We start from the raw sequence: 3,291 nt of genomic DNA on the forward strand, positions 1-3,291 counted from the left end.
GGATGATGTGGAAGTGTTTGGCGCGGTGGGTGAGTGCGGCTACTGGTAGTGCCGGATGGTCGGCATAGTTCCGCGAGCGGATTGACGCTTCTGTTGTCGGAGCAGGGTGCTCCGGGAGCGGAGGCAGATCATGACCGGGCGGCGGAGGAAGCCGGGCAGGATGGGTCCCTTCATCGAGGGATACCGGGATTGGCTGGCTGGGCGGGGTTATACCTCGGGCACCGTGATCAACATGCTGGCGATGGCCGGCGATCTTGGCCGCTGGATGGACGCCCACGATCTTGATCCCGCCGACCTCGATTCGGAGGTGGTCACCGAGTTCCGCAACGCGATGCGGGCGGCCGGGATGCGGTGCGTGCCTGGTGCGCGCGGTTTGGATCCCCTGCTCGACTACCTGGAACATGTGGGTGCCCTGGTCGTGTCATCGGCGCCCGCAACGCCGGTCGAGGCGTTGGTGGAGCGTTACCGAACCTGGCTGGTTGCTGATCGCGGCTTGGCCGAGGCCACGATCGAGCGGTATGTGAAGTTGGCGCATGCGTTCCTGGAGCAGCAGGTCGGCGGGGTGCAGAGCCTCACCGGCACCGAGATCGTCGCTTTCCTGCTGGCCGAGGGCCAGCGGCTCAGCGTCGGCTCGGTCAAAGGCCGCGTGGCGGAGCTGCGTTCGCTGCTGAGGTTCCTGCATCTGCAGGGCCTGACACCGCGGTCGCTGGCCACGGTCGTGCCGCCGGTCGCCGGCTGGCGCGACACCGGCGTGCCGAAAGCGATTCCCGCCGCCGACGTGCCACGGCTGCTGGACAGTTGCAACCGCAGCGACCCGATCGGGATTCGTGACTACGCGATCCTCATGCTCGTTGCGCGGCTGGGTTTGCGCTCGGCCGAGGTGGCGCGCCTTGAGCTCGACGACATCGACTGGCGCACCGGGCAGATCGTGCTGCGCGGTAAGGCATCCCGCCAGGACGGGATGCCGTTGCCGTGTGACGTCGGCGAGGCGTTGAGTAGCTACCTATCGCTGGCACGTCCCTTGACGCCGCTGCGGCAGGTGTTCCTGGCCGCCAAGGCGCCGACGCGCCCGATTCTGCCGGGTCTGGTCAGCGACGTCACCCACCGGGCCTGCGACCGTGCCGGGCTGCCGAGAATCGGTGCGCATCGGCTGCGGCACACGTTGGCGTCCGAGATGCTGCGGCGGGGAGCCACCATCGTCGAGGTGAGCCAGGTGCTTCGGCACCGTGATCTGGCCACCACCGCGATCTATGCCAAGGTGGACTTCGCTGTCTTGCGCGGCATCGCCCAGGCCTGGCCGGGAGCGCGGCGATGAGCGCCCTGGCCGACGCAGCCCGCGAGTACCTGCGGCTGCGTAACAGCCTGGGCCATGAGCTGGCCGAATACCACCGCCAGCTGCCCCGGTTCGTCGCGTTCCTGGATGCCGAGGGCTTGCCCACGGTCACTGTCGCTGCGGCGTTGGCCTGGGCACAGGGCCCCGATGTCGACCCGGCCACCAGCATCGCGCCGCGCCGGATGACCATCGCCCGCGGTTTTGCCCGCTACCTCGCCGGCGTCGACGACCGCACCGAGGTGCCGCCACAGGGGTTGATCGCCGGCCGACGACGCTGGCGTCCGCCGTTCATCTACAGCCCCGGCGACATCACCGCGTTGATGGCACAGGCGCGGCGCCTGAAGCCGATGCCGGCGGCCACGCACGAGACGCTGATCGGGCTGCTGGCTGCCACCGGCATGAGGGTCGGGGAAGCGATCCGGCTCGACCGCGGCGACATCGACTGGGCCGTGGGGGTGCTGACGATCCGCGAGTCGAAGTTCGGCAAGACCCGTATGGTGCCGGTGCTCGACTCCACGCTCACCGCACTCGAGCGCTATGCGCGCAGTCGCGACCGGCTCTGCCCGCGCACCGCCTCGGCGAGCTTCTTCGTCTCGATGACCGGCACCAGGCTGATCTACCGCATCGTGCAACAGAACTTCCGGCAACTGTGCGACCGTGCGGGCATCGGAGCCGGTGCAGAACACCCGCCCCGGATCCACGACCTGAGACACACGTTCGCGGTCCGCACACTGCTCGAGTGGTATCGGGCCGGGGAAGACATCGAAGCCCAGTTGGCGACCCTGTCGACCTATCTCGGGCATCGCGACCCGCGCTCGACCTACTGGTATCTCTCGGCCACGCCCGAGCTGCTGGCGTTGGCCGCCGAGCGGCTTGAGCTGTCGCAGCAGGTGCTGCGCCGATGAGCCCGATCGCCCCCACCCTGGAGAGCTTCTTCGCCGAGCGGCTGGTCAAGCAACGCCGGGTCAGCCCCCGCACCATCGCCTCCTACCGCGACTCACTCAAGCTGCTGCTCGCCTTCGCCTGGCAGCAAACCGGCAAGAGCCCCAGCGCTCTGGACTGGGCCGACCTCGACGCCGAGCTCATCGGCGCCTTCCTCGACCACCTCGAAACCCAGCGGCACAACACCATCAGAACCCGCAACCTGCGGCTGACCGCGATCCGGGCGCTGTTCACCTACGCGACGCTGCGCCACCCCGAACACGCCGCGCTCATCCAACGGGTTCTGGCCATCCCGGCCAAGCGGTTCGACAAGCAACTCGTCTCGTTTCTCACCACGGTCGAGATCGACGCCCTGCTCGCCGCTCCCGACCTCAGCCGCTGGGAAGGCCGCCGCGACCGGGCGCTGCTCCTGGCGGCCCTGCAAACCGGGCTGCGCCTCACCGAGCTGACCGGACTCAACAGCGCCGACGTCACCCTCGGCACCGGAGCCAACGTCCGCTGCCTCGGCAAGGGACGCAAACACCGCGCCATCCCGCTCACCTCACCCACCCAAGCGGTGCTACGCGTCTGGATGGCCGAACGCGCCGGACAACCCGACCAGCCGCTGTTTCCCACCCGCACCGGGCGTCGTCTCAGCGCCGACGCCGTCCAACGCCTCGTCCACGAGCACGCCACAACCGCAGCCCGGCAATGCCCGTCGATCCGGCCGGACAAGCTGCATCCCCACGTCCTGCGGCACAGCTGCGCTATGTCGCTGCTCCACGCTGGCGTCGACACCGCCGTCATCGCGCTCTGGCTCGGACACTCCGACATCCGCTCGACAAACGTCTACCTGCACGCCGACATGGCCATCAAACAACGCGCCCTCGACCGCACAACGCCAGCGTCCACCCCACCAGGCCGTTACCGGCCCGGTGACGCGCTGCTCGCATTCCTCGAGAGCCTGTAACTATGCCGACCCATACCAACTCGAGCACGACCAGAAGCCCACCCCGCCAAACACTTCCACATCATCG

3 protein-coding genes are annotated in these 3,291 nt (G+C 68.5%); all 3 read left to right on the plus strand.

Annotated features, from left to right (window positions below; all coding sequences use genetic code 11):
• Nucleotides 1–232 precede the first annotated feature (232 nt).
• The 3 genes from AB0H36_RS47955 to AB0H36_RS47965 are packed head-to-tail and all read left to right on the plus strand — an operon-like array spanning nucleotide 233 to nucleotide 3,224.
• Nucleotides 233–1,315 carry a site-specific integrase gene (locus AB0H36_RS47955; protein WP_360539073.1) on the plus strand — a complete coding sequence of 361 codons (1,083 nt, stop codon included), beginning with the start codon at nucleotides 233–235 and terminating at the stop codon, nucleotides 1,313–1,315.
• The gene (locus tag AB0H36_RS47960; protein WP_360539067.1) at nucleotides 1,312–2,238 is read left to right on the plus strand and encodes a tyrosine-type recombinase/integrase; all 927 of its coding nucleotides are present in this window, start codon (nucleotides 1,312–1,314) and stop codon (nucleotides 2,236–2,238) included. The genes AB0H36_RS47955 and AB0H36_RS47960 overlap by 4 nt, the downstream gene beginning before the upstream one ends.
• Nucleotides 2,235–3,224 carry a tyrosine-type recombinase/integrase gene (locus AB0H36_RS47965; RefSeq protein ID WP_360539070.1) on the plus strand — a complete coding sequence of 330 codons (990 nt, stop codon included), beginning with the start codon at nucleotides 2,235–2,237 and terminating at the stop codon, nucleotides 3,222–3,224. The genes AB0H36_RS47960 and AB0H36_RS47965 overlap by 4 nt, the downstream gene beginning before the upstream one ends.
• The last annotated feature ends 67 nt before the right edge of the window (nucleotides 3,225–3,291 follow it).

Source organism: Kribbella sp. NPDC050820 (assembly GCF_040653975.1).
Classification (GTDB): domain Bacteria; phylum Actinomycetota; class Actinomycetes; order Propionibacteriales; family Kribbellaceae; genus Kribbella.